Source organism: Azorhizobium sp. AG788, assembly GCF_943371865.1.
Lineage (GTDB): Bacteria > Pseudomonadota > Alphaproteobacteria > Rhizobiales > Xanthobacteraceae > Azorhizobium.
Genome location: NZ_CALRWL010000002.1, coordinates 247,112 through 266,548 on the forward strand (window position 1 = coordinate 247,112; position 19,437 = coordinate 266,548).

Here is a 19,437-nt window from a genome sequence, read left to right on the forward strand (position 1 = left end):
GTTCTCGAAAATTCATTATCTGAGATATGTCGTGTTGTCTAAAGTCCCATTTCCACATGCAAGGGACTATTTATGAAAATCGGAGTTATCGGCATCGGCGTCATGGGAGAACCCATGGCCAAGAACCTGCATAAGGCAGGGCATAGCGTCACCGTCTACAACCGCACAGCCAGTCGCTGCGATGGTCTGCGCACTCTTGGGGTGGCCGTCGCTGAGACGGCCCGGCAGGTCATTGAGGCTTCGGAGGCCATCGTCGTCATGGTTCCAAGCCACATCGAGGTGGACGAGGCGCTGGAGCGGACTGCGGATGGCGCGATCGGCGCGCCCGTTAAGGGCAAGACCATCGTGCTGATGTCGACCATTGCCCCAGCCTGCTCGGCGGAACTGGGTGCCGTTTTGGCGGCGGCTGGCGCTCGCTATGTCGAAGCGCCCGTATCGGGCTCAAGGCAACCGGCCGAGGCTGGCCAGTTGCTGATTCTTGCGGCCTCAGCCGAACCTGGGCATATCGATGATGTGCAGCCTTTGTTCGATGCCGTGGGAAGAAAAACCGTGCGCTGCGGCCTCGTTCCCATGGCGATGCGAATGAAGCTTGCAAATCAACTGCTGCTGATCGCCTGCTTCGAGGCGATCACCGAGGCCACGCATTTCGCTGCGGGCATCGGACTGGACGTCGCCCTGTTCCTCGAGATGGCGCAAGCTGGGCCGCTCGCCAATGACGTGTTGCGCATGAAAGCGCCCAAGATGTTGGTCGACGATTTCGCGCAACAGGCGCCCATTCGCCATGTGTTCAAGGACATCGGCTTGGTTTGCGACGAGGCCGCTCAGCGTGGTCTCTGGGTGCCGGTGGCCGAAGTCAATCGGACACTGTTTTCCGAGGCGATGCAGTGCGGGCAGTCCCAGGACGATGCTGTTGGGATCGTCAAGATCCTGCGAAGGGGACGCTAGCCATGGCGGCTACCCCTCCGCAAACGATGGGCTCGGGTACCCGGCAGGATGCAGTCGTGGGTGTGCTGTGCGGCGTTGCAGTCGCATTGATCTGGTCAAGTTGGTCCGTGGCCACCCGTTTCGCGGTGACGACAAGCCTTGGTCCGCATGATGTGACGTTCCTGCGCTTTGGCGTATCATCCTTGCTTCTGTGGCCAGTCCTTGTGCGCAAGGGACTGGGGATCCAGCAGATTGGCATTGTGCGGTTGCTGGTGATGGTGTTGGGCGCTGGCGTGCCGTTCATGCTGCTGGGCTCCATCGGCATGCAGTTTACCCCGGCCTCCCATGTGGCCACGCTGATGATCGGGACAATGCCAATCTCGGTCGCCCTGTTGTCCGGACTTCTCTTCGGAGAAAGGTTCAGCCGACAACAGTTGGTTGGCATGGGGGCCGTCATCACCGGGGTGATCTGCATCGGCGGCTATGCGCTGATTGCGAATCGTGCTGCCGGTGAATGGCGGGGCGATTTGCTGTTCCTGCTCGCAGGCTTGTTCTTCGCGAGCTTCACTTTGGCGCAGCGGCGTTCGGGCGTCAGCCCATGGCATGCGACGGCGCTGGTCAATTGCTTGTCGGCTTTGCTGTTCGCCCCGATCTATCTTCTGTGGTTGAAGCCGAACATCTTTATGGCGCCGCCTGCTGCAGTGGCGTTCCAGGTCGTTGCACAAGGTCTCGCCGTAGCAATCCCGGGGATGTATTTTTATGCAGAGGCCGTGCGCCGTTTAGGTGCCCCGAGGGCTGCCATTTTCGGAGCCCTTGCACCCGCCCTTACCGTTCTGATCGGCATGATCATTCTCAAGGAAGTTCCCGCTTGGTCGACTATTGCTGGGATGGCGCTGGTCATGTGCGGTGTCGGACTCGTCGTCACGGGAGGGCATGCAAACCAAGTTAAGTGGAAAGGCCCCGGTCGAGCAGTCAACATTTGGCAAAAACCCTAAAGACCGCGACTATTGATGGGAGATCAGGAGGAAACAGCCCCCAAGTGGGTGCCGCAAAGGCGACAGCTGGACTGCGCACATAAGCGAGCTGCAATCCAACCCGCTCCTGCGAGCATTGGAAGCCGGCTGGACCACTCCCAAGGATCGGGCATACGTCGTGCCGATCCTTGCCTGGGTTCACTCGGTCATGATCGAAGGGCCGGTGCGGCAGGTGCTTCGCGACAAGGGCGAAAATTCCAAATCCTACGATGCGTCGATTTTAGGGGGCCGACCGGCGGAATGTCCGCATCCGGCGAGGGCCGCGGGATCGGGGATCGCGCCATTGTTGTTCACGCGAGCATTGGGGCGTGTGGAGCGGTCATCACAAAGCGTACCGTTGCATCTTGGCATAGAGGTTGCTGCGGGACAGTCCGAGGGCGCTGGCTGCGGCTTGCCTGCTCTGGCATTTGCTTAAGGCATCCGCGATCATGGAGCGCTCGAGGTCTGCGACTGCGGTAGCTAGGCTCGCAGGTACAGGGGAGGGAAGGGCCGTCGAGAGCGCGGTGTCGATGCCGAGGACCTCAGCGACATGGGGCACCTCGATGCGGTCACCATCCGTGCGGACATATATCTGCTCGATGACATTCGCCAGTTCGCGGACGTTTCCGGGCCAGGAGTAGGTCTCGAGAAGCTTGAGGGCATCGCAGGTGAATGGGCGCAGAGCCATGGCGAAGCTGAGCGCGGTACGTTCGCCGAACTTTATCGCCAGCAACTCGATATCCCCATGTCGCTCCCGCAGGGGCGGAAGGCGAATCGAGAGGACGTTCAGCCGGTAGTAAAGGTCCTGGCGAAACGTCCCGGCCTGCACCATCTCGGCCAGCGGACGACTGGTGGCGGCGATGACACGCACATCCACACGCGCAAGCTGGTTGGAGCCGACCGGCTCGACTTCTCCGTCCTGAAGGGTACGAAGGAGCTTCGCCTGGAGGGCAAGCTGCATATCGCCGATCTCGTCCAGGAACAGCGTGCCCTCATGGGCAATCTGGAACTTACCCGGGCGTGGCTGGCGGGCTGCCCCCGTGAAGGCGCCGGGGGCGACCCCAAAGAATTCGGCCTCCAGGAGGTTTTCCGGCACCGCCGCGACATTGATGGCGACGAAGGGCCTGTTCACCCGGCTCGATGCGGCGTGGATGGCGTGTGCAGCCATTTCCTTGCCCGTGCCGGTCTCGCCGAGCAGCAAGACCGGGGAGCGCACGCCCGCCGCTCGCCGCAGCATGCGTCCCAAGTCGCGCATGGCCCCGCTGGCGCCCAGGATCTGCTCGCTGGTGTAGCGATGGGAGCGCGTGGTGGAAAGCGCCTGCTCCATACGCGCTAGGCGGGACTGCAACTGCTGCAGGCGCTCGGCGATCGGGCGGAGCTGGGGGATGCTGTTCTTCAGCGCGAAGGCGAAGGCGCCGATGATCGTGCCGCTCTCGTCCCGAAGCGGAAGACGGGTGACCAGAAGGGATTTATCGCCATATTGGATGATGTCGAGCGGCTGGGGGTGGCCCGTCTCCACCACCTCCCGTAACCGGCTGTGCGGAATGACGCGCTCGATTTCCTGCCCGACGACGTCGCTGAGCTGAACACCGCCGAGAAGTGCCAACTGGCCCTCGCTGAACCAAACGACGCGCGAGCGATGATCGACGATGGTGGCCCCATCGATCATCTCTTCCACCATCTCGAGGAGAGACCTTGCCGCGGAAAGTCTGTCTCCAGAGGAACTCGGCATGATCGTCATCTGACCTGTGCATCCAGAAAACAGGACTGAGTGCCCACAAATAGGACATCCAGCGCTCCAACGAAAGTGTTGGAGCGCAAGTGATGCAGCCGACCTTGCTATGTTGCGGTCCCGGAAATAGGACGTTCGGCCGTGGCGGGCTTGGCACCTGCAGTCGGCAAGGTGTTGCAAACGCTGGAATTCGTGCGGGCGCAGGCGTTGGCACAAGGTTTGCTGATCTATTCCGCAACAGGCGTCCCGCCCAGACGCGCTCCCGTAGCGTGGCTGGATGAAGGAAATGCACCTGAAGACGGTTTGGGGTGGATATGCTGCCGACGAGGATCGCCGTTATCGGCGCCGGCCTGATGGGGCACGGCATTGCGCAGGCCTTTGTCGTCGCGGGCCACGCGGTCGCGATTTACGATCCTGACCCAGGGCGGCGTGAGGGCGCGCTCCCCCGGATCAAAGCCAATCTCCGGCTGGTTGGCGGGGAGGAGGCTGCTGCGGATCTCATCATGATCCACGCAGACCTTTCGACCGCCGTCGCGCAGGCGGACGTCGTCATTGAAGCCATTCCGGAGGACCTTGTTCTCAAGCAGCAGCTGTTTGCTGCGATCGAAGATGCGGCGCCCGCCAGGTCCCTGCTAGCCAGCAATACATCCGCCATCCCCATTACCCGTATCATGTCGGTGCTGCGTAACCGTCGTCGGGCGATGGGAACGCATTGGTGGAACCCGCCGCATCTGATCCCGCTGGTCGAGGTGATCCAGGCAGCCGATACGGGCGAAGGTGAAATTGCGGCGATGATGGAGCTGCTCTCCAGCATCGGGAAAACGCCGGTCCATGTGCGGAAGGATGTGCCCGGCTTCATCGGCAACCGTCTCCAGCATGCCATGTGGCGCGAGGCCATTGCCCTCGTCGATGCTGGCGTTTGCGACGCGGAGACGGTCGACACGGTGGTGAAGTCGAGCTTCGGGAGGCGGCTGGCGGTACTTGGTCCGCTGGAGAATGCCGATCTGGTCGGCACCGATCTCGCGCTTATGGTCCATCAGCACATCCTGCCCGACCTCGATCGCACGCCAGGCCCCCAGCCGTTCCTTCGGGAACTTGTCGCGTCGGGCTGTCTTGGCATGAAAAGCGGGCGGGGGTTCCGCGCCTGGACAGTCCAGACGGCGCAAGCGGTTCGCGACGACCTGGCGCGTCATCTCGCTCAATGGGACGCGAACACGCGGGTTCGGGCGGAAGACTGTGCCATCCGCGAACCTGCGCCGCCCCCCGCATGACCATTTGGAAGGGAGGACACATGCAGGTCCGCAACGCCATCGTCACAGGGTCCACGTCAGGAATCGGGCTTGCCATCGCTCACGCCCTCGCCGTCGACGGGTGCAACGTCATGCTCAACGGATTCGGCGACCCCGTCGAAATCGAGAAGACTCGGCAAGCGATCGCCGAGGCGACAGGGCGAACGGTGACCTATTTTTGCGCGGACATGGGCCGACCGGCCGAGGTACGTGCCCTGGTGGACGCGGCTAAGCACACGCTCGGTCCCATCGATATCCTCGTGAATAATGCAGGCGTGCAGCACGTCGCCCCGCTGGCCGATTTCCCGGACGAGAAGTGGGACCTGTTGCTTGCGGTCAATCTCTCGGCGGCGTTCCACGCCATCAAGGCTGTCATCCCTGCCATGAGCGAGCGGGGCTTCGGTCGCATCGTGAACATTGCCTCTGCGCTCGGGCTCGTCGGTGCGCCGCACAAGCCCGCCTACGTGGCCAGCAAGCACGGTCTCGTTGGTTTGACCAAGTCGGTTGCCCTTGAGGTGGCGCAAAGGGGCGTGACCTGCAACGTCGTGTGCCCCGGCATGGTCATGACGCCGATCATCGAGATGCAGGTTGCGGATCAGGCGCGCGTCACCGGGCTGTCGCCCGAGGACGTGGTCCAGGGCGTCTTCCTGGAGAACCAACCCATTCGCCGTCCCGTGAAGCCGGAGGAAATCGCGGCTGCCGTCGTGTTCCTTTGCTCGGACGCGGCAGCAGGTGTGACCGGTACGAGCCTCGCAGTGGACGGAGGCTATACCGCACGGTGAAGGGGGACGCAGAGCCCCCGATAGGCAAACGACAAAAACCAACACAGGGAGAAAACGCATGAAGGGCTTGGTTCTCGCGGTCGCGCTCGGCGCCGCCGTGGCTGGAGTGGCGGCGCCGGCACGCGCCCAAATGTCGGACGGCAAGATCAGGATCGGCGTCCTTTCGGACCTGACCGGTGTCTATTCTGATATCAATGGCGAGGGGTCGGCGACTGCGGCGCGCCTCGCGGCGGAGGAGTTCGGGAACGCCATCAATGGCGTTCCGGTCGAGATCGTCGTCGCCGATCATCAAAACAAGCCGGACTTGGCCGCTAGCATCGCGCGCAAATGGATCGACACCGACCAGATCGACGTGGTCGCCGATGTGCCGAACTCCGCTGCCGCGCTCGCGGTGCAAGGCATTACCCGGGAGCGGAAGCGCATCTTCCTGATGTCCGGTCCCGGCGCCGTCGATCTGACGGGCAAGGCATGCAGTCCCTATGGGTTCATGTGGACCTGGGATACCCACTCGGTGTCGGCGGGAACGGCTCGCGCCCTTGTCGCCAAAGGCGAAAAGACCTGGTTTTTCATCACCACCGACTACGCCTTCGGCCACTCGCTGGAGGAAGAGGCCAGCAAGACGGTGAAGGCGCTTGGCGGAACCGTGAAGGGCGGCGTCCGGGTTCCGCTGGCAACGTCGGACTTCTCCTCATTCTTGGTTCAGGCCCAGGCGTCAGGTGCCAAGGTGGTGGCCCTGGCGAACGCAGGCGGCGACACGATCAATTCCGTCAAGCAGGCAAACGAGTTCGGACTACCGCAGGGCGGGCAGACGCTTGCGGGCCTTCTATTGAACATCAACGACATTCACGCCCTTACGCTACCGATCGCTCACGGACTGATCATGTCCAATTCCTTCTACTGGGACATGAATGACGAGACGCGGGCTTGGTCGAAGCGGTTTGAGGCGAAGACAGGTCGCAAGCCGTCGATGAACCAGGCGGGCGTCTATTCCGCCGTCCGCCACTATCTCCAGGCTGTGAAGGATGCGGGAACGGATGATGCCGACAAGGTGGCGGAGAAGATGCGCGTCACACCTGTGAACGACATGATGATGAAGAATGCCAGTATCGGAAAGAATGGCCGGGTGTTCGGCGACATGTACCTGTTCGAGGTGAAAAAGCCGGCGGAGTCCAAGGGGGCATGGGACTATCTCACCCTCATCCAGACCATCCCCGGCAAGGAGGCCTATATCCCGGAAAGCGAGAGCGGCTGCCCGCTGGTGAAGTGAGGCTGGGCCAGGGAGCGACATCTGTTGCCGCTCCCTGGACACGCTCGGTGCACCCTTCCGTCGAGCATGCCGTCGCCGTCCTAGTGCGATCCGGCGCCATGGCACAACCTCGAGGGAGGATGCAGCTTCCGCGAACCACGCTGGTACGCGAGGTGGGCACCCACCTTCTCCATTCTGTCGGCAGGCTATTTTACGAAGCACGCCCGCCGGTCCGGCGGGGACGCCGGCGTTCCCTGGCACGAAGGTGCCGGTCGGGGGGCGCCCCGTCCCCCGCGCGGCGCCCCCCAATGCCCTGGCTTTTCCGTGATTTGGCGACGCGGGATGTGTGGTCGAGACGGGCTTGGCGGTGTCCGATCGCGGCGTCCTTAAGCCGCTTCCAGCCCCATCATCGCCCGGCGCAGATCCTCCGGATCGATAGCGCCGGACTGGCGGTCGATGGTGCGGATGATATGGCCGTGAGACAGCACATAGGCCCGTGCCGCCAGGTCCACCGCCTGGAAGAAGCTTTGTTCCGCCATAAGGATGGTCAGGTCGCCCTTGGCTTGCAGGTTGCGGACCGCCTCGAACACCTGCGCCACCACGATGGGGGCGAGCCCCACGGAGGGTTCATCGATCAGCACGATGCGCGGCGCCGTCATCAGCGCCCGGGCGATGGCAAGGAGTTGCTGCTGCCCGCCGCTCATGGTGGCGGCCCGCTGCGCCCGGCGCTCGCGCAGCAGCGGGAAGGTCTCGTAGCAGAAGGCGAGGTTGGTCTTCAGGTCCGCCTTGGCCCGCGCGCAACTGCCGGCGAGCACGAGATTCTCCTCCACCGTCAGATTGGGCACCAGCCGGCGGCCTTCCGGCACCAGCGCGATGCCTTCGTTGACCACCCGGTGGGGGGCCATGCGGGTGAGGTCGATGGTGCGGCCGTCCCACTCCAGCAGGATACGCCCGCGGGTGGGGGGGACGAAGCCGAGGATGGCGTTGAGCAACGTGCTCTTGCCATTGCCATTGGTGCCCAGCAGGGCGACGAACTCGCCTGCATTCAGCTCCAGCGAGACATCGTGCAGCACCGCGACCGCGCCATAGCCGGCGCTGAGGTTTTCAATGATGAGCCTGTTCACCGAAATAGACCTTCTGCACGAGCGGATCATTGGCGACGGCATCGGGCAAACCGTCAGCGATGAGCAGGCCGGTCTCCAGACAGATGATGCGATGGGAAAAGCGCATCACCGCATGCATGATGTGCTCAATCATGATGACCGCGACCCCGGCCTCGTTGAGCCGCTCGAGGATCACCAGCACATCGTCGATCTCGCGGTTGGAGAGGCCCGCCATCGCCTCGTCGGCGATCAGGACCTTGGGCCGGCCGGCGAGCGCACGGGCCAGTTCCAGCTTGCGCAATTCCAGTTGGGTGAGCCCGCCCGCCTCGTGCGCGGCGCGCCCGGCCAGGCCAACGGAGTCCAGCACCTCCATGGCGCGGACGTGCGGGTCCGCCACGTCGTGCAGATGGTCGAGGGGCACCAGCAGGTTTTCCAGCACGGTCATGCCGGTAAAGGGCTTGGGGATCTGGAACGAGCGGGCCAATCCCATGCGGGCGCGCAGATGCGGCGCCAGGCCGGTGACTTTGCGGCCCAGGAACCACACCTCGCCGGCGCTGGGGGTGAGCGTGCCGGTCAGGCAGTTGATCAGTGTGGTCTTGCCGGAGCCGTTGGGCCCGATGATGCCGAGCCGTTCGCCCGGTTGCAGTGCGACCGAGATGGGGCCAAGCGCCCTAAGCGCGCCGAAGGTCTTCTCGATCCCCTCGACCGCAAGGATGGGAGCGCTCATCGCCGGCCCTTTCGCAAAGTGTCGATCAGGCCGAGAATGCCGTCCGGCGCAGCAGCAACGAAGCCGATGAGCACCACGCCCACCAGCAGGATGTTGAGTTCCGAGGAGATGGTGATGGTGGCCGCCTGCTGCACCGAGCCCAGCAGCACTGCGCCGATGATCGGACCCGGCCAAGAGCGCTTGCCGCCGATCAGCGGCATAGCGATGGCATTGAGCGCAAGCGCCAGGCCGAACACCGTCTCCGGCTCGATGAAGGAGGCATAGAAGATCAGCGGCGCGCCGGTCATGGCCAGGATCGCCCCGGAAATGGCGCAGGCGGAGAGCTTGAGCTTGAACGTGGGTACACCGGCGCATTCCGCCGCTTCCTCCGAGGCCCGCAGCGCCCGGAAGCCGCGGCCCACCCAGGAGATTTCGATCCAGCGGGCGCAGGCCACGGCCAGCACGGCGATGCCCAGCATCACCAGGAACACGAACTGCACCTGCCCGCCGGTCCAGGCCGGCGGTTCCGGCGCCATCAGAGCCATGCCGCTGGCCCCGCCCAGATAATCGATGTTGAGCACCAAAGTGTGGGCCATCACCACCAAAGCGATGGTGCCGATGGCGAAATAGACCCCCTGCACCCGCAAGGTCATATAGCCCATCATCAGGCCCAGGCCTCCGCCCACAAGAGCGGCGGCGGGAAGGCACAGGAAGATGGAGGCATCGAACGCCTTGAGCAGGAAGGCGGCCGTATAGGCGCCCGCGCCATAGAAAGCGGTGGCCCCGAAATTGATGTAGCCCGCATAGCCGCCCAGCACGTTCCAGCCGGTGGCCAGCGCCACCGACTGGACGATCACGAAGGCGGCGAAGAACACATAGGGATTGGCCAGGGTCTGGGTCATCACCCCGCCCAGGGCCAGCACCGCCAGCGCGCCCAGCGTAAAGAGCAAGGTGCGGTTGCCCGGCAGGCGCGCGGGCGCCCGCGGACGGGGGGAGGCAGCGGTCATCACGGAAGCCTTCGCGGTCATCGACGGACTCCGAACAGGCCGGCGGGGCGCAGCGCCAAGGTGGCGAGCAGGATGGAGAAGGCGACGGCGGGCGCCCAGGACGGGCTCGCAAAGGCCGCCACCAGGGATTCCGAAACCCCGATGAGGATGCCGGCGGCGATGGTGCCCGGCAGCGAGCCCATGCCCGCCAGCACCACCACGGCGAAGGCGCGGCCGATCATCAGGCGGCCGCCGAACGGGTCCACCGGCCCGACGATGATGAGTGCCGCGCCCGCGATCACGGCGGTGGCGGCGGCGATGCCGAAGGCGTGGCGCTTGATCCAGCGCGGATCGATGCCGCTGACCGAGAGCGCCCGCTCATCATGGGCCACCGCCCGGATGGCGATGCCCGCATGGGTGAAATGCAGATAGACCCACAACAGGCCGATCATCACCGGCGCCAGCAATGCCGGGACCAGCAGGCGATAGGGCAGGGACAACAGGCCGATCACCAGGCTCTGGCCCACATAGGCCACGTTCACCGACTGCTGGTTGGTGCCGAACTTCATCAGCAGGGCGGTTTCCACCACCAGCGAGACGCCGAAGAACAAGGTCAGCGCATTCATGGTGTCGGCGGCGCCGCGCCGCTCGAACAGGCGGGCATAGAATTCATAGAAGGCCAGCCCCGCCACATAGAAGGGCACCAGGGCCACCACCGCCACCAGCAACGGATCGAAGCCATAGGAATTGCCCACCGCCACCACATAGGCCCCGGCCACCACAAACGCCGGATGGGCGATGTTGGGGATGTGCAACAGGCCGAATGTGACCGCCAGGCCCAGCGCCAGCGCGGCATAGATGCTGCCCAGCATCACGCCGGTGCCAATGGCGTTGACGAACTGGTCAAGAAACATGACGCAGACTCCGAGGCGGGGACGACGACCCGGCGGGCGCCGAGGCGCCCGCCGGTGAAAGGGCACGGCGGCCGGTCAAGCGCCGCGCGCCTTTTGGAACGGCTGCACCAGATCCCCCGACTTCAGCGCCGACGGAGCGAGGATCACCTGCCGGCCGGGCTGGCGGAACTGTTCGATGTCGTTGCCCTTGATGCCCTGGAACTGGGCCATCAGCACCCGCCGCTCGGTCCAGTCGCCCAACTCGTTGAAGGAGGCGGTGCCCATCAAAGACTTGACGGGGTTGGCGTGCATCCAGGTGGCCATGGCCGCGCTCTCGGTGGAGCCGGTGGCGGTGACCGCGGCGGCGATCATCTGCCCGGCCGTATAATAGAAGGGTGGGATGTAATAGCCGAGCGCATCCAGCTTCTCCGGCACGGCAATGGCGGTGTAGCGCTCCAGGAAGGAGGTCACCGGCGGGCTCACCATGGTGGGCTCGGGCACGAACAGGTTGAAATTGACAATTCCGTTCAGCGCGGGGCCGAGCGCCTGGAGGTTGGCGGCATATTGCGGGCCGACCATGGCGCCGCCGAACAGCTTCACGCTGTCGCCGATGCCCACTTCCGACAGACCGCGGATCAGCGCGCTGCTGTCCGGCGGATAGGAGCAGATGAACACCGCGTCCGGGGTCGTGCCGCGCAGATTGCGCAGGATGGCGGAGAAGTCTGACGTGTTGGGCGGATAGTTCTGCTCGAACACCACCTCCTGGCCCAGTTCCTTGGCCGCGATCTTGCCGCCGGCCGCAGACACCTTGGCGAACTCCACGTCGGCATTGAGGACGGCGATGCGGGTGGCGCCGATGGACTTGGCGATGTCGAAGAAGCCGCGCGCCCAGTTCACCTTGGCATCCGGCCCCCAGGGCGCGCTCTGGAAGAAGCGCTCACTCTTCACTCCGTCATTGCTGGCCAGGGTGAACATGCCCACCATGAAGCGGTTGCGCTGCTTGACGAACGGCATCACCGGCGCGGAGAGCACGGCGCCATAAGGCGAGAGCAGGATGTCCACCTTGTCGATGTCCACCAGCTTGGAATAGATGCTGGGGATCTGCGCCACCGTGCTCTGGTCGTCATAGGTGACCAGCTCCACCGGTCGGCCCAGCAGGCCGCCGGCGGCATTGACGTCGTCGCGCCAGATCTGCAGGCCGACGAGGCCGGCCTTGGTGGACGACAGTGGGCCGGTCATGGAAAAGCTGGCGCCGATGCGGATCGGCCGGGCCTGGGCGCGGCCCGTGGTCCAGATGGCGGGGGCCGCGACGGCCAGGCCAGTGGCGGCGGCAAGGGTTCCAAAACGCCTGCGGGAAATGGTCATGATGTCCTCCCCAATGAGTGTCTGCGAGGCGCTGTTGTCGCGCCATTGCCGCGGGGTGGCGTCGGTTCAGAGCGCCACCGTGGGATAGTCCTTGCCGTTCCAGTGCTGCAGCTTGGTGGCGAACTCGCGCTGGAATGCCAGCGGGCCACTGCGATGCATATACTCTTCGTCATACAGGGCAATGAAGATGGTCAGCGACAGGAAGAAATGCGCTCCCATCTCAAATAGCGCCACATAGTCGTGGGCGATCAGCGCTTCGCGCTCGGCGTCGGTGAGGCTGGTGACGGTGGTGCGCTCCACCTCGTTGAGGCGTGGGCCGATGGACTGTTCCCAGGTCGCCACAAACGTCCGGGGATCCTCTTTATAGCGCTGGAGATATTCCGGGTTTCCATCCACCGTATAGAGGAATTTGTTCACATAATACTTGCTCATGCGTGTCCTCCTTCCGGATACCAGGTCAGATAGGCCTCGCGAGTGTGGTAAAGATCGAGGCTGTCCACATAGGCGGCGGTCCCGCCGCCGGCGATGCCCATCATCAGGATCAGGTCCATGAAGCCGTGGGTGGCGTTGCCGGCTTTCGACATGCTCTCGTGGGTGACGTTCTCCAGGATCGCCTCGATATTGCCGGTGGAGAGCCATTCGATGGCCTGGCGGTCGAATTCCGGGTCCGGGCCATGCTCGCCGAACTGGCGCGGGCCGCCCAATTCCAGCGACAGATGGCCCGAGCCGACGGCGGCGATGCGCTGGTCGGAGGGATAGGCGTCGATCACCTCGCGGATGGCCCGGCCCAGGTCCCAGAACCGCTTGGGCGAGGGCAAGGGCGGCGCGAAGATGTTGGTATAGATCGGCACCACCGGCAGGTCCGCCTCGGGGCGGGTGGTGATGATCGGGCAGATGATCGAATGGTCAATCTTCAGCTCGTGGCTGAAGGAGAAGTCAAACCCACGATCCAGCAGCCCCTGGTGCATGAAGCGCGAGAGGTCTTCGTGGCCTTCCAGCACGTATTTCGGCAGGCCGAATTCGCGCTCCTCATTGTAGAAGGTGGCGTCATAACGCGGCGCCTTGCCAATGAGGAAGGTGGGATAATTGTCGAGGAAGAACTGGTGGAAATGATCGGCGCCGATCATCACCAGAATGTCCGGCTTGGCGCGGGTCAAGGTCTCGCGATAGGCGAGCACCTTGCGCTTCCATTCCGCCGCCTGGGGGATCTGCTCCGCCTCCGGCGCCGTGGTTGCCTTCAAATAGAAGGGATGATGCGTGGTGGCCAAAACGGCCGCCAGGGTTGCCATGGTCTCCTCCCCCAAATCGTGCAGTTTCTTGTTCGTCAGGCCGGCGTCTTCAGCGCCACGCGGGCATGCCGCTTGGGCCAATTGTGCCGGTCGCCCCCCAGGGCCCGGCGGATGTCGGCACCGTCCTCATCCACGGTCGGTGCGGCTTTCACAGCGTTGGCGCGCTGGTGGTCGAAGGTGAAGGCGGGGCGCACCGAGAAGGAGGCGCCCTCCGAGCGCTCGTTCACCGGCACGATCACCCCGAGATGGCCCACTTGCGGATCCTCAATCACATCGGGGATGGAGTTGATCGGCGCATAGGGCACGTCGAACGCTGCGAAGCGCTCTACCCACTCCGCGCGGTCACGCTGGGCAAAGACGGCGTTCAGTTCGTCCGACAGCTCCAGATAGTTATCGATGCGCTGGAGCCGCACGGCAAAGCGCGGATCGGCTGCCAGTTGGTGCGCCCCGGTGGCTTCCACCAACGCCTCCCAGAACTTGTCCAGCGAAGACAGATGGAAGGCGAACAGCTTGCCGTCCTTGCAGCGCACGATATAGGCCTGAGCCAGACGCGGCCGGTCCACGCCGCTGGGCTGCTCGCCGAGCGCGAAATAGCCCATGAAGGGCTCCACCGCGAAGTGCATCATGGCCTCCAGCATGGAGATTTCCACCAGCCGCCCCTTGCCGGTGCGCCCCCGCTCCACCAGCGCGCCGGCGATGCCCAGCGCCGCATAGATGCCGGTGATGGCATCTGCCAGGGCCGGGCCGATGAAGCGCGGCTGCTCCGGATCGATGGCGACGCCAAGGAAGCCGCTGACCGCCTGGGCCACGGAATCGTAGACCGGCCGCTTGGCATAAGGCCCGTCCGGGCCGAAGCCGCTGATGGAGCAATAGACCAGCTTGGGATTGATGGCGTGCAGCGTCTCCACGTCGGCGCCGATGCGGCCGGCGGCGCCCGGGCGGAAGTTCTGGATATAGACGTCCGCCTGGCGGATGAGGTCGTAGAAGACCTCCTTGTCCGCCTGGGCCTTCATATCCAGGCTGATGCTGCGCTTGTTGCGGTTATAGGCCTGAAAATGGGCACTGTAGAAGCCGGTCTTGAAGCTGCGGTAGGGATCGCCATTGCCGGCGCTTTCCACCTTGATCACATCGGCCCCGAGGTCGGCCAGCATCATGCCGGCGCAGGGGCCGGTGATGAAGGTGCCCTGTTCCACGATGCGCACGTCGTTGAGAACGCCGAACATTGCGAAAGTCCTCAGTTCTCGTTGGCGACGAAGCCCGTGGGGGCCGGACCGTCATAGGTGATGGCGGACGAGGCCGCGTGGGACATCAGGAAGCCGATGGGGTGCGCCTGTTCTTCCAACAGATGGCCGATGAGGCTGGCGGTGCGGGCTAGCAAGGGCACGCCGCGCAGGGCCAGCAGCGGATAGCCCGCATCCAGCAGGACGCAGGGAATGGCGCTGGAAATGTTCATCACAAGCGGCCGGTTGATGAGTTCCGGCAGCAGCCGCTCCACCGCCAGCGCCACCTCGCAATGGCGGCCATAAAGGCCGAGCGTGCGGGCGATCTGCAGGAGCCGCAAGGCGCGCGGGTCACCTTCCTTATGCAGCGGATGGCCGTAGCCGGGAATGGCCCGCTTGGCGGCGCGATAGTCACGCACGATCTTGGTAACGGCAGCATCCAGCGTTCCCCCGCTGGCGCCATGCTCGGCGATGATCTCCGCAAACAGGGCGCCGGCGGTGGCGGAAGCGCCGAGGATGACCGAGCCGCAACCCAGGAGGCCAGCCGCAACCGCGCCTTGTAGCGCTTCCGGGGCGGAGGCCAACGTCATGCGCGCGGTCTGGACGCTCGGCACCAAGCCGTGTTCGGCGATCGCCACCAAGGTCGCATCCAGCATCGCCCGCTGCGCCGTGGTGGGCAATGAGCCAGCAATCAGCAGCCAGGTGTGGTCAGTGAAGGAGATGTGGCCGATGAGATCGTTCACCAAATCGTGCCCGCGCACGATGATGGTCTCGGGATTTGATCCGCAGATGGCGGTGGTGGGTGCGGTATCGGCGCCGATTTTCAACGTCAGATCTCCCAAGGGGGCGCTGGCCGCAGTGCCAGGCGGGATAGATGGACGGCCAAGCATGAGCCGGGACCATGCGCGGGCGGACCGGGCACTGCGCCATACGGACCACCGCGGCGTGCGGGGAGGGGATGGGCTAGGCGCCCCGCGGGCGAACCGCGGGCGGCGACACCAGCCGGTGCGGGCACGGCGGAGGGGGCAACTCCATGGCGTTTCCTTCCATCGTCCCCATTCGGGGATCATATTTCGCTGAACGAATATTTATTCGTTAATAGCGTGCGGCGATACGCTGCGTCTGTCAAGGGATCAAGCTTGGGGCGTTATGGTGCAACGCAACGTATGCTCGCCTTGACATCAGCCCTTCGGATCAGTTTCATCGAAGTTCTTTTCGCTAGCCGAATGAAGTGTTGTGCGTGGCGACCGAACTGTCGCCGAGAGTGCGGAGCCCAGGCCATTCCCCGGATCACCGATATCGAGACAGACATTGCCGAAACGGCGGCCGCTCCCCGCGGAGCCGTGGAGTTCGTGGAGGCCCTTGCCCGTGGTCTCGCTGTGCTGGAGACCTTTGATGAGGCCCATCCTGAGCTGTCGCTCACCGATGTCGCCCGCCGCACCGGCATGAATCCGGCGACCGCGCGACGCAGCCTGCACACCTTGGCTGCGCTGGGCTACGTGCGCCAGGTCAACAAGCGCTATGTGCTGGCGGCGCGCGTGCTGGCGCTGGGGGCTTCCTATCTTCGCGCGGCCCATGTGGACGAGGCCTTGATGCCCGAGTTGCGCCGGCTCGTCGGGCAGTTCGGGGATGCGTCTTCGGTCAGCGTCCTGGAGGGCCCCAACATCCTCTATGTGGCTCATTGCTCCGAGCAGCGCGCCTCGCGTCCCTCCGCGGGCATCGGCGTCACCTATCCGGGCTATGCCACCTCCATGGGGCGGGTGTTGCTGTCCCGCATGCCGCCGGAGGCCATCGAGATGTATCTGTCGCAGCTTCGCCCGGCGAAGCTTACGGAGCACACCGAGACCGACATCGGCAAGCTCCGGCAGATCCTGGCGGAGGTGCGCCAGCAGGGCTATGCGCTGGTGGTGGATCAATTGGACTATGGGGTGACGTCGCTGGCGGTGCCCATCAAGGATCAGGCCGGCCGGGTGGTGGCGGCGATCAACAGCTCGGGCTATTCCGGCAAGCTGAACGCCGATCGCATGCTGGAAGAACGATTGGCGGAGCTGCAACTATCCGCGGCCCGCATCACGCACGTCTTCACCCGTTACCCAGCCCTGCTCCATTCCATCCGACCCACCGGCTAAAGGGAGCGGCGCGCGCCCGAGCGGTTTTCCACCGTGCCGACGGGACGTCCGGCATCCGGGCGGTGCCGCACATGCGTCAGCCGCATCGATGATGAGCCGGGGGGCGGCGTTTTACTGACCGATCATTCCCTGTCCTTGGACAAACCGTGTCCCTCGAATGCATGGGCGCGCGAGATCGAGACGGTCCACACGGCCACGGTCTCATCACCCCACGGGCACGGGAGCCGCGGCGTGCCAGATCTTGGAAGGAACCTGCCTCTGCGCCATTCGTTATCGATGGGCGGAATGGACAGGGTCAAATGCCGATCTCAGGAACGCTTATTCGCCGTGCGGCGCCGATCTCTGTGCTGCGGGTCTCAGATTGGCGGGCGGACGCCCCTGTCCGTGTGATCGTGGCAATTCCGGCATGCGATGAGGCCGAACGGATTGGAAACTGCCTGGATGCTCTCGCCAGCCAGGAGGAGTGGCCGGGGCATTTCCATCGCTCCCGCGACTTCGGGATTGTTCTTCTGGTCAACAACACGAGCGATCAAACTTTTGATATGGCGGTGGCCTTGTTGCGTGCCCGCAATCTGCCTTTCGTGTGCGCCGATGTTCGGTTGCCGGCGGAGCATGCGCACGCGGGGGCTGCGCGCGGTCTTGCCATGGATGCGGCAGCGGATTGGCTGGAGCGCGTGGGCAACGATACCGATGGCCTCATTCTCACCACTGATGCCGACAGCCGTGTCCCCGCGGACTGGGTGCGCAGGACTCTGGCGGGGCTTCCCGGCTCGATCGGCGCGGTCGCGGGCCGGGTGGATCTGGATCCGAGCGAGGAACATGAACTACCGTGCCGGCTCCGGCGCCGGCGGCGCGACGAGCGGGCGTATGAGGAGGTTCTCCTCGCACTATCGGCCGTTATCGATCCCCTTGCCCATGATCCCTGGCCCAATCACGGCACGGCGTCGGGCGCCAGCCTCGCGGTCACGCTTTCCGCCTATCGGGCCATCGGCGGGTCGCCGCATGTCCCCTGCGGCGAGGACCGCGCGCTGGTCGCGGCCCTCCGGTGGCTGGACATCCCCGTTCGGCACGATCCAGAGCTCGTCGTTTCCACCTCGGCGCGGTTGGCGGGCCGTGCGCGGGACGGTTTCGCCGACACCTTGCGGCAACGCGCGGACGTGTGGGAATCCCCGGGCGACGAGGCGCTGGAGGCGCTCCCCAACGCGCTGCGTCGCTACATGTGGCGCCGTCGTCTGCGCACGTGGCACCGCGTGGGGAACTTGGATGCGTCCCTCTGGGCGGCGGTATTCGGGCTGAATGTCCCGAGCGGTGAGCCGAAGAGCGGTCCCTTTGGCGCCTTCTGGCAGAAAATTGAAACGGCTAGTCCCTTCCTCGCCAGGGTGCCGCTGCAACGTGGTCTCCTCGCCGGCCATGCTGAGGCCGGGCGCCAACTCCTGCGGGACATGCGCCCCAGCCTATTTCAAGCTCAGGAATACGAGACGATAGGCGTCCGTCACCTCCTCGCGGAGGGTGTGGATTGAAGGCGCGATGGCTGAGATAAAACCATCGGTCGCGACATCGCCGCTGAGCGGATAGTCGGTTTCTCCCGTCCAGTGAACGAGGAGGATATGCGCGGCCGGCGCCGCGCTTCGGCGGACGCAAGCGGCAACTTCCTTGAGGTCGGCTGGCGAGAGATAATAGAGAACTTCAGAAAAGAGCAGCAGGTCGAAGACGCCGTCCGGCCAGTTCTGCGGCACCCGTCCTTGCTCGATCCGGACTTGGGGAAGGCCTTTGCAGCGGTTCCGCGCATGCACGAGCGGACGCTCGCTCGCATCCAACGCCAGCAGCGAAGAGCATCGCGGTGCCAATTGCTCGGTCAGAATGCCGATGGAGCAGCCGACCTCCACAGCGCACTGGTAGTGCCGACGGGGGAGGGCACGCAGCGTGTGACTGTATTTGGCCCGCTCATAGTCGCTGCGGCTGAAATTCCACGGATCATCGTCCCGTGCATACAGTTCGTCGAAATAGGCCGTCTCCAGTGACTTCGGCTTTCCCGTCATGGCTTCACTTTCAGGAAGATCTCGCTGGGGCCATCAAACCGCGCCAGATCCTGTGCCGTCAGTCGGAAACCGGTGGGATCATCGCCGATGAGCGAGGTGGTCTGGGAGCGGTGGGCCGCGATGGCGCGGCGTTTGGCGGGCAGGTATTCGCTGATCGCCAGCCGAAAGCCGCCGATCTCGCTTTCCGCAATGCACTCATGTGGCGGCCGGCTCAATCCCCAGATGGGATAGGCAAGCAGCTTACTACCGGGAAGGAGACGGTGTGCACGGCGGGCGAGTGCAAATGCGGCCTGATGATCGCAATGGGGATCGTGGGGCCAGGTCACCGCAATGGTTGCGGCGGGTCCAGCCGGCGCTGCGGCGACCATGGCGGCGACGGCCGCCTGCGCTTGGACGCCGTCGGATGGCACGCACCGATCGGGCAGGCGCAAGAACGTCACGTGGTCGGGCGCGAGGCCAAGTTCCGCGGTCGCTTCCAGGGTTTCGGCCTCCCGCAGCGCGCGGAGGCGATCGGGAGGATAGGCGACGGAGTTCGGATGCGATCCCGCGCCATCGCTGACGATCAGGACGGTGACCGGAACGCCGGCGGCACAGGCGGCGGCGATCATCCCGCCACAGCCGAGACTTTCATCGTCCGGGTGGGGCGCGATGACCAGGAGAGCCTGAATATCAAGATCGTCGAACCGCAGCAGCGGCAAGGCCTCCATCGCCTCCAGCGCTT

19 protein-coding genes are annotated in these 19,437 nt (G+C 64.6%); 7 read left to right on the forward strand and 12 right to left on the reverse strand.

The features are described 5' to 3' along the window. Nucleotides 1-72 precede the first annotated feature (72 nt). The gene (locus tag AAG816_RS02505) at nucleotides 73-945 is read left to right on the forward strand and encodes an NAD(P)-dependent oxidoreductase (RefSeq protein ID WP_341987827.1); all 873 of its coding nucleotides are present in this window, start codon (nucleotides 73-75) and stop codon (nucleotides 943-945) included. 56 nt (nucleotides 946-1,001) lie between these two features. After that, nucleotides 1,002-1,919 carry a DMT family transporter gene (locus AAG816_RS02510; RefSeq protein ID WP_341987828.1) on the forward strand — a complete coding sequence of 306 codons (918 nt, stop codon included), beginning with the start codon at nucleotides 1,002-1,004 and terminating at the stop codon, nucleotides 1,917-1,919. Nucleotides 1,920-2,280: 361 nt separating this feature from the next. Here the strand turns inward: AAG816_RS02510 and AAG816_RS02515 are convergent, their stop codons facing one another. Continuing rightward, nucleotides 2,281-3,678, reverse strand: a complete 1,398-nt coding sequence (locus tag AAG816_RS02515) for a sigma 54-interacting transcriptional regulator (RefSeq protein WP_341987830.1) — start codon at nucleotides 3,676-3,678, stop codon at nucleotides 2,281-2,283. Nucleotides 3,679-3,983: 305 nt separating this feature from the next. Here AAG816_RS02515 and AAG816_RS02520 point away from each other — a divergent pair, with 305 nt between their 5' ends. From AAG816_RS02520 to AAG816_RS02530, 3 genes are read left to right on the forward strand one after another with little or no spacing between them, the layout of a single operon-like run. After that, nucleotides 3,984-4,940, forward strand: a complete 957-nt coding sequence (locus AAG816_RS02520; protein WP_341987981.1) for a 3-hydroxyacyl-CoA dehydrogenase NAD-binding domain-containing protein — start codon at nucleotides 3,984-3,986, stop codon at nucleotides 4,938-4,940. Between the two features lie 20 nt (nucleotides 4,941-4,960). Beyond that, a complete protein-coding gene (locus tag AAG816_RS02525; RefSeq protein WP_341987831.1) occupies nucleotides 4,961-5,740 on the forward strand; it encodes a 3-hydroxybutyrate dehydrogenase in 780 nt (259 codons plus the stop codon). A gap of 58 nt (nucleotides 5,741-5,798) precedes the next feature. Continuing rightward, complete coding sequence (locus AAG816_RS02530) at nucleotides 5,799-7,007, forward strand: ABC transporter substrate-binding protein (protein WP_341987833.1); 1,209 nt, start codon at nucleotides 5,799-5,801, stop codon at nucleotides 7,005-7,007. A 365-nt stretch (nucleotides 7,008-7,372) separates the two neighbouring features. On the opposite strand, the gene AAG816_RS02535 is transcribed toward AAG816_RS02530, so the two are convergent. From AAG816_RS02535 to AAG816_RS02575, 9 genes are all read right to left on the reverse strand, one after another. Beyond that, nucleotides 7,373-8,110, reverse strand: coding sequence for an ABC transporter ATP-binding protein (locus tag AAG816_RS02535; RefSeq protein WP_341987835.1), 738 nt, complete (start codon nucleotides 8,108-8,110; stop codon nucleotides 7,373-7,375). Further along, nucleotides 8,091-8,816, reverse strand: coding sequence for an ABC transporter ATP-binding protein (locus tag AAG816_RS02540; RefSeq protein ID WP_341987837.1), 726 nt, complete (start codon nucleotides 8,814-8,816; stop codon nucleotides 8,091-8,093). Before AAG816_RS02540 ends, AAG816_RS02535 begins: the two co-directional genes overlap by 20 nt. Beyond that, nucleotides 8,813-9,823: a branched-chain amino acid ABC transporter permease gene (locus AAG816_RS02545; protein WP_341987840.1), complete on the reverse strand. Its 1,011-nt coding sequence runs from the start codon at nucleotides 9,821-9,823 to the stop codon at nucleotides 8,813-8,815. The genes AAG816_RS02540 and AAG816_RS02545 overlap by 4 nt, the downstream gene beginning before the upstream one ends. Further along, on the reverse strand, nucleotides 9,820-10,695 hold the full coding sequence (locus tag AAG816_RS02550) for a branched-chain amino acid ABC transporter permease (RefSeq protein ID WP_341987842.1): 876 nt from the start codon (nucleotides 10,693-10,695) through the stop codon (nucleotides 9,820-9,822). The genes AAG816_RS02545 and AAG816_RS02550 overlap by 4 nt, the downstream gene beginning before the upstream one ends. Before the next feature lie 75 nt (nucleotides 10,696-10,770). Beyond that, nucleotides 10,771-12,039 carry an amino acid ABC transporter substrate-binding protein gene (locus AAG816_RS02555; protein ID WP_341987844.1) on the reverse strand — a complete coding sequence of 423 codons (1,269 nt, stop codon included), beginning with the start codon at nucleotides 12,037-12,039 and terminating at the stop codon, nucleotides 10,771-10,773. Between the two features lie 66 nt (nucleotides 12,040-12,105). Then, nucleotides 12,106-12,471: a hypothetical protein gene (locus tag AAG816_RS02560; RefSeq protein WP_341987846.1), complete on the reverse strand. Its 366-nt coding sequence runs from the start codon at nucleotides 12,469-12,471 to the stop codon at nucleotides 12,106-12,108. Then, the gene (locus AAG816_RS02565; protein ID WP_341987848.1) at nucleotides 12,468-13,328 is read right to left on the reverse strand and encodes an extradiol ring-cleavage dioxygenase; all 861 of its coding nucleotides are present in this window, start codon (nucleotides 13,326-13,328) and stop codon (nucleotides 12,468-12,470) included. The genes AAG816_RS02560 and AAG816_RS02565 overlap by 4 nt, the downstream gene beginning before the upstream one ends. Before the next feature lie 35 nt (nucleotides 13,329-13,363). Then, nucleotides 13,364-14,551, reverse strand: coding sequence for a CaiB/BaiF CoA-transferase family protein (locus AAG816_RS02570; protein WP_341987850.1), 1,188 nt, complete (start codon nucleotides 14,549-14,551; stop codon nucleotides 13,364-13,366). Nucleotides 14,552-14,562: 11 nt separating this feature from the next. After that, complete coding sequence (locus AAG816_RS02575) at nucleotides 14,563-15,375, reverse strand: citryl-CoA lyase (RefSeq protein WP_341987852.1); 813 nt, start codon at nucleotides 15,373-15,375, stop codon at nucleotides 14,563-14,565. Between the two features lie 525 nt (nucleotides 15,376-15,900). Here AAG816_RS02575 and AAG816_RS02580 point away from each other — a divergent pair. Together AAG816_RS02580 and AAG816_RS02585 are read left to right on the forward strand one after the other, a co-directional pair. Continuing rightward, nucleotides 15,901-16,677, forward strand: a complete 777-nt coding sequence (locus AAG816_RS02580) for an IclR family transcriptional regulator C-terminal domain-containing protein (protein WP_341987854.1) — start codon at nucleotides 15,901-15,903, stop codon at nucleotides 16,675-16,677. 299 nt (nucleotides 16,678-16,976) lie between these two features. Then, nucleotides 16,977-18,197 (forward strand): hypothetical protein, encoded by a 1,221-nt coding sequence (locus AAG816_RS02585; protein WP_341987856.1) that lies wholly within the window; start codon nucleotides 16,977-16,979, stop codon nucleotides 18,195-18,197. Here AAG816_RS02585 and AAG816_RS02590 read toward each other — a convergent pair. Together AAG816_RS02590 and AAG816_RS02595 are read right to left on the reverse strand one after the other, a co-directional pair. After that, entirely contained in the window at nucleotides 18,132-18,716 is a 585-nt protein-coding gene (locus AAG816_RS02590; protein WP_341987860.1) for an SAM-dependent methyltransferase, read from the reverse strand. The genes AAG816_RS02585 and AAG816_RS02590 overlap by 66 nt on opposite strands. After that, nucleotides 18,713-19,423, reverse strand: coding sequence for a PIG-L deacetylase family protein (locus AAG816_RS02595; protein ID WP_341987861.1), 711 nt, complete (start codon nucleotides 19,421-19,423; stop codon nucleotides 18,713-18,715). The genes AAG816_RS02590 and AAG816_RS02595 overlap by 4 nt, the downstream gene beginning before the upstream one ends. Between the last annotated feature and the right edge of the window lie 14 nt (nucleotides 19,424-19,437).

Excerpts from the sequence above, each read along its gene's own strand:
- AAG816_RS02505 (WP_341987827.1), top strand. The coding sequence starts at position 73 with ATGAAAATCGGAGTTATCGGCATCGGCGTCATGGGAGAACCCATGGCC.
- AAG816_RS02515 (WP_341987830.1), bottom strand. The coding sequence starts at position 3,678 with ATGACGATCATGCCGAGTTCCTCTGGAGACAGACTTTCCGCGGCAAGG.
- AAG816_RS02520 (WP_341987981.1), top strand. The coding sequence starts at position 3,984 with ATGCTGCCGACGAGGATCGCCGTTATCGGCGCCGGCCTGATGGGGCAC.
- AAG816_RS02525 (WP_341987831.1), top strand. The coding sequence starts at position 4,961 with ATGCAGGTCCGCAACGCCATCGTCACAGGGTCCACGTCAGGAATCGGG.
- AAG816_RS02530 (WP_341987833.1), top strand. The coding sequence starts at position 5,799 with ATGAAGGGCTTGGTTCTCGCGGTCGCGCTCGGCGCCGCCGTGGCTGGA.
- AAG816_RS02540 (WP_341987837.1), bottom strand. The coding sequence starts at position 8,816 with ATGAGCGCTCCCATCCTTGCGGTCGAGGGGATCGAGAAGACCTTCGGC.
- AAG816_RS02545 (WP_341987840.1), bottom strand. The coding sequence starts at position 9,823 with ATGACCGCGAAGGCTTCCGTGATGACCGCTGCCTCCCCCCGTCCGCGG.
- AAG816_RS02550 (WP_341987842.1), bottom strand. The coding sequence starts at position 10,695 with ATGTTTCTTGACCAGTTCGTCAACGCCATTGGCACCGGCGTGATGCTG.
- AAG816_RS02555 (WP_341987844.1), bottom strand. The coding sequence starts at position 12,039 with ATGACCATTTCCCGCAGGCGTTTTGGAACCCTTGCCGCCGCCACTGGC.
- AAG816_RS02560 (WP_341987846.1), bottom strand. The coding sequence starts at position 12,471 with ATGAGCAAGTATTATGTGAACAAATTCCTCTATACGGTGGATGGAAAC.
- AAG816_RS02565 (WP_341987848.1), bottom strand. The coding sequence starts at position 13,328 with ATGGCAACCCTGGCGGCCGTTTTGGCCACCACGCATCATCCCTTCTAT.
- AAG816_RS02570 (WP_341987850.1), bottom strand. The coding sequence starts at position 14,551 with ATGTTCGGCGTTCTCAACGACGTGCGCATCGTGGAACAGGGCACCTTC.
- AAG816_RS02585 (WP_341987856.1), top strand. The coding sequence starts at position 16,977 with ATGCCGATCTCAGGAACGCTTATTCGCCGTGCGGCGCCGATCTCTGTG.
- AAG816_RS02590 (WP_341987860.1), bottom strand. The coding sequence starts at position 18,716 with ATGACGGGAAAGCCGAAGTCACTGGAGACGGCCTATTTCGACGAACTG.
- AAG816_RS02595 (WP_341987861.1), bottom strand. The coding sequence starts at position 19,423 with ATGGAGGCCTTGCCGCTGCTGCGGTTCGACGATCTTGATATTCAGGCT.